Here is a 5,444-nt window from a genome sequence, read left to right on the forward strand (position 1 = left end):
GTTCCTCCGGGCTTCAATGTTCTGGATAGAAACCATGGGAATCCTCCTTTATGTAGATTTATATCTACAATATCATATCCATAAAAAAAGTCAACAGCAAAAACCCACTTTCATGACGCAAACCCTGTTGGCATTTTCGCCTTGGATGAAGCGAAAAATAATGATATCTTTATCTAACGAATCTTATCAATAAGCATCGAATGATAGGAGGTTTTATGTTTCCAAATCTCCGAAGAATCGAAAGAGCAGATTCAATCTTCATCCTGTTGTCCACCATGCTCTTCAATTTTTCTTTCTTGCTGCATTGCTCTCCCCTCCTGGCAATTCAAGAATCTCCCGTTCTCTCCGCCATGGAAAAGGAGCTTTCCCGCTGCTTCGAGACCCTCAGCAAGGAGAAACCGGCCGGACTATTTTTTCTGAGTTACCAGATCACCGACATCGATCAGAAGACGATATCAGCCAGTTTTGGAGCAATAAAGGAAGATTCCGAAGACCATTCTCGATATCTCGATGTTGATGTTCGGGTTGGAAGCCCTGAGCTGGATAACACGCACGAGATCCGAGGCGATTTCGATTTCACCCGCTATTACCAGGAACCGGTAAGAATTAGCCTTAGCGACAATGAAAGAGCCATTAGACAGAGGCTATGGCTGGAGACTGAAAAGAAGTTCAAGGCGGCTCAGGAAAGATACACGAAAGTCCAGACCAACAAAGCGGTGAAAGTAGAAGAAGAAGATTCCTCCAACGATTTCTCTTCCGAGGATTCCAAAATATATCTTGGCGAAAGGGCCGTAATGAAAGAAGATCTTTATCCCTGGGCTGAGAAACTCAAAAAATTCAGCGATGCTTTCAAAAATCATCCGGAGATCCATCGCTCTTCCGTTACCCTGAGTATCCAGAGCGTCAACAAGTATCTCGTCAACAGCGAGAAGACGAGGATCCAGCTTGGAAACAACTACATTCGCCTCTCTCTCTACTGTGAGACGACCGCCGATGATGGGATGGACCTCTACCGTTATGAAAGCTTCGATGCCGACACGATGAAGGGGCTTCCCGCCGACGAGAAGGTGAAGCAGTCCATCCAGATTCTCATTGAGGAGCTGCTGGCTCTTAGGAAGGCCCCTCTCGTCGAACCCTATTCTGGCCCAGCCATACTACTGAACCGCGCCAGCGGCGTCTTCTTCCACGAAATATTCGGACACCGGATCGAGGGGCATCGCCAGAAGAGCGAGATGGAGGGGCAGACCTTCACAAAGAAGGTCGGTCAGGAGATCTTACCGCCATTCATTTCAATTTACGACGACCCCACGCTCAAGACATTCAATGGAAAGTTTCTCAGAGGATATTACCTTTATGACGATGAAGGGGTCATGTCTCAGAAGGTGGTCGTCGTCAGGAATGGAGTTCTGGAAAACTTTCTGATGTCCCGATCTCCGATCAAAAATTTCACGAAATCCAACGCCCACGGAAGGAGGGAGCATTCCCATTCCTGCGTTGCCCGCCAGGGGAATCTCATGATCACGTCGGATAAGAGCGTTCCCTACACCGAACTCCGAAAGCTTCTCATCGACGAATGCAAGAAGCAGGGAAAACCTTATGGGTTAATCTTCAAGGATATCGCAGGGGGATTTACCCATACGGGGCGATACGGCCCGCAGAGTTTCAAGGTGCTTCCTCTCCTGGTCTATCGCGTTTACACGGACGGGAGGTCTGATGAAGTCGTTCGGGGAGTTGATATCGTGGGAACTCCACTCACCTCTTTCTCAAAGATAATCATGACCGGTGATGACTACAATGTCTTCAACGGAACCTGTGGCGCCGAATCGGGCAGCGTTCCTGTCTCTGCCATCTCCCCCAGCATTCTTGTTTCCGAGATTGAGGTAGAAAAGAAGTTCAAGGAACAGGAGAGGCCCCCTATTCTGCCGCCTCCTCTGCATGAATAAGATTCAAAAGTCCGATCCCATCTTGCCGATCATGGAGGAAAAGATGAACATAGCCAGACTGAACAGAAAGAACATGAGACTTTTTCCGTGGATGATCATGGCGCTGCTTACCCTCTCCATCCCATCGCTCCTAATGGGCGGCTTTACCGATGAGGCTCTCTTCAAAGCCATGGATGATGAACTCCAGAGGACCATCCGGAAATTGAAGATGGAGAATCTTGATAAACCATACTATGTAGAGTACGCAGTCACAGAATTTCAGAACTTCGAACTGGACGGTTCTTTCGGCACCATCACCCGGAAAATTGACGACAGGAACAGATACCTCCTCGTTGATCTTCGCGTCGGGGATTACACCTTTGATAATACAAATTTCATCGGCGATTGGTCAGGAATCTTGCAGCGGGCGGCCGAACTCACCATCGAGAATGATTACGACGCACTCAGACAGGATATCTGGCTGGCGAGCGATCAGGCATATAAGGCAGCCCTTGAAAAGCTTGCCCGGAAGCGAGCCTACGTCCAGACCAAAGCTATCACTGATCTCCCTGATGATCTCTCCAGAGAGGAACCGTACACCGTGATGGAGTCGCGCGTGGATCTGAAGATCGACAGAGCCGCCTGGGAAAAGGCAGTAATGGAACTTTCGGGCATCTTCAGGGAGTACCCATCCATCAATGATTCCAATGTGACGTTCAAAGCGATCGCAATCAATAGATATTTCCTTAACAGCGAAGGTTTCAAGAACCGCAGGGGGACTTCAGTCATCCTCGTCGGAGCCTCGGCTTCCACGCAGGCTGCCGACGGGCAGAACATCTTCAATTACGAGACGTTCTACGCACGCGATATAAACGATCTTCCAGCGAGAGAGGATATTGCAAAAAAGATCAGAGAGTTTGCCCGGATTACTCTGGACATTTCCCATGTCGAGCAGCTTTCTGACTACTCTGGTCCTGTCCTTTTCACCGGACAGGCGTCAGGGGAGTTTTTCAGGCAACTCCTGGCTGCAAACGTTTCTTCTCCACAGACTCCCCTTCTCGCCGATGAGAGATATGCCGGCATGGTCCAGAAAGGAAAGCTGGCGGGAAAACTTAATCTGCGGATTCTTCCATCATTCATTGACGTCATTGATGATCCCACGCTGAGAAACTGGAATGGTGTGCCTCTGATCGGATGGTACGGAGTCGACGATGATGGTGTTCCTCCGCAAAGAGTCTCCCTGATAGAAAGCGGCAAGCTCGTCAACCTGCTGATGAGTCGCATTCCGACAAAAAAACTTAAGCAGAGCAACGGACACTCAAGGGGAAGCCTGCATATACCTGCGGAGGGACGTCCCGCCAATATGATCATCACCGCAAAAGAAAAGACTTCCCTCAAAGATCTAAAGGCAAAACTGCTGGAATACTGCAGGGAGATGGGTCTGGAATACGGCATCGTTGTAACTAAACTGAGGGATAAGAACTCATATCTGGAATCGGATAGCAGCACGGATCTCACGCCGGAGCAAAGAAAGACGGAGCTTTCTTTTCCAGTCGAGGCTTACAAGGTTTACGTGGAGGATGGAAGAGAGGAATTAATCAGGGGTGCCGAATTCGAAGGAATAACGGTGAGGGCTCTGAAAGACATCCTTGAAGCTGGTGACGACAGTTTCGCATACAATATTCTCCTGGGCAATAATCCAGAACTGCCGGCATCACTTGTCACTCCTTCTGTGCTGGTGGAGGAACTGGATCTTAAGAAGTCGGAGATCAAGCCTTCAAAGCCTCCGATTCTGAAGAGCCCCCTCATGAATTGACACAACTCATCTTCGTGAGCATCCACTTATGCGGGTTGAAGACAAAAGAATCAATGTATTCCGTTCCCAGTTTCTTTATCTAAGCCATCCAGATGATGAAGAAAAAGCCGAAGATGAAAAGCAGAAGCCAGGCGCCGCTCCAGCCCAGGACCGCGAGTGCTTTCTTCAGATTTTCCGCGGGATTGGATAGATAAAGCCGGAGCGGATAAGCTCCTACAAAGAGAACACATAGCAGTGCTGATGTGCAGAATAAAAGGAGGAAGAGAAGGATTCCCACAAACGGTTCCTGAATCTTTCCAAACCAGAGCTCTCCATTTTGAAACACCATCGCCACGAGGGCACAGTAAATGAAGACCAGAACAGCCTGCAGAAATCCAGAGGAAAACGGTGTCAAATGAAATTTCTCCATAATGTCAGATTTCATGATCCCTCCTCGCTGAAATGCAAATTAATCATTGTTCTTCAAGAAATATTGTTAAGAGTCTAAAAGATATTTTTCTATTAAGCAATACTTTTTCAATCGCATATTCAGATTATAGAACCATTTCACAATTAAGGTAGTCATGATGAAGAAATTATGCCTTGTTCTCGGCGCGGGTGGCATGAAGGGAAGAGCTCATATTGGTGTGATAAAGAGACTTGTTCAAGAAGATATAGATGTTCACTCCATCATTGGATGCAGTGCTGGTGCTCTTGTTGCCGCCTATTATGCAGCATGTGGCATGGATGTGAAGGAAATGACGGAAAGAGTATCAGACCTCAGTGGTTGGCAGCTCTTATCTTTCGCCATTGCCGTTAGAAATCTTGGCTTTTTATCCAGAGTGGCTCACCGATTCAGCGGAAGAATACCTGAACATCTTGAGATTCTGGATAAAGCCGATTTTCAAACTTTGTACCATGGTGTAGAAAAGATGGGCATTTTGGCCTTTGATCTATGCGAGATGAAAGAGATCTTTTTGCATACTGATTCATCCAACTACGGTATCACTTTGGCAGAGGCGGTGAGATCAAGCGCTGCGATTCCCATTCTCTACCGGGCAAGGAAAATCCAGAGAGATGGAAGAGAATTTCTTCTCACGGATGGGGGAATCTCAGATCCTCTTCCCGTTAAATATGCCTTCTCCCCTTTTATAGAGGCCGATATCGCTCTTGCAGTTAACATCTGCAAGCCATACATGGTTTGGAGGCATCTGAAGAGAGTAAGAGAATGTTTTGCGGAACGTGTCTTGATTGTTCAGCCTAAGGTTTCCCACTTTGGGACCATCCTGAGTTCAAGTAAAAAAACAGAGCATCTCATTGTAAAAGGGTCTGAAGCCTTAATTCCCGCCAAGATTAAAGAGCTTAAAGAAAAACTTGAGCTGAAATGAGAAAAATGGATATTTCGTAAGTCCTTGAAGGTTGTATAAATAACTTTGTGTAAAATCTATTGAACCTCAAAAGAAATAGGCTTATCCTTCCTAGAATTTGGTTCGAAGCCATAGCAAAACACAATGAGAATTTGTTGCCAGCCCAATCGGGATAGGGGGAGCCTCACGGCTTCCCTCCTCCCACACCACCGTACATATGGATCACGTATACAGCGGTTCGAACGATTACATCAACATTTTGTGTACAGCCGAGGTAAACCCAGTGAGTCAAAGAATCCAGCGGGCAGCGCAAAGCTCAGCGCAGGACTCTTGCTTAGGCGCCATGGGCCATGCGCACTC

At 47.4% G+C, this 5,444-nt stretch carries 4 protein-coding genes; 3 read left to right on the forward strand and 1 reads right to left on the reverse strand.

The genetic code is table 11. The features are described 5' to 3' along the window. Positions 1-215: 215 nt before the first annotated feature. On the forward strand, positions 216-1,943 hold the full coding sequence (locus tag AB1756_00940; protein ID MEW5805916.1) for a metallopeptidase TldD-related protein: 1,728 nt from the start codon (positions 216-218) through the stop codon (positions 1,941-1,943). A 43-nt stretch (positions 1,944-1,986) separates the two neighbouring features. Next, complete coding sequence (locus AB1756_00945) at positions 1,987-3,738, forward strand: metallopeptidase TldD-related protein (GenBank protein ID MEW5805917.1); 1,752 nt, start codon at positions 1,987-1,989, stop codon at positions 3,736-3,738. 79 nt (positions 3,739-3,817) lie between these two features. On the opposite strand, the gene AB1756_00950 is transcribed toward AB1756_00945, so the two are convergent. Continuing rightward, positions 3,818-4,162, reverse strand: a complete 345-nt coding sequence (locus AB1756_00950; GenBank protein ID MEW5805918.1) for a hypothetical protein — start codon at positions 4,160-4,162, stop codon at positions 3,818-3,820. A gap of 139 nt (positions 4,163-4,301) precedes the next feature. Between AB1756_00950 and AB1756_00955 the strand changes: the two genes are divergently transcribed. After that, positions 4,302-5,105, forward strand: coding sequence for a patatin-like phospholipase family protein (locus tag AB1756_00955; GenBank protein MEW5805919.1), 804 nt, complete (start codon positions 4,302-4,304; stop codon positions 5,103-5,105). Positions 5,106-5,444 lie beyond the last annotated feature (339 nt).

The organism is Acidobacteriota bacterium, from assembly GCA_040752675.1.
GTDB lineage: Bacteria > Acidobacteriota > Polarisedimenticolia > JBFMGF01 > JBFMGF01 > JBFMGF01.

Excerpts from the sequence above, each read along its gene's own strand:
- AB1756_00940 (MEW5805916.1), top strand. The coding sequence starts at position 216 with ATGTTTCCAAATCTCCGAAGAATCGAAAGAGCAGATTCAATCTTCATC.
- AB1756_00945 (MEW5805917.1), top strand. The coding sequence starts at position 1,987 with ATGAACATAGCCAGACTGAACAGAAAGAACATGAGACTTTTTCCGTGG.
- AB1756_00950 (MEW5805918.1), bottom strand. The coding sequence starts at position 4,162 with ATGAAATCTGACATTATGGAGAAATTTCATTTGACACCGTTTTCCTCT.
- AB1756_00955 (MEW5805919.1), top strand. The coding sequence starts at position 4,302 with ATGATGAAGAAATTATGCCTTGTTCTCGGCGCGGGTGGCATGAAGGGA.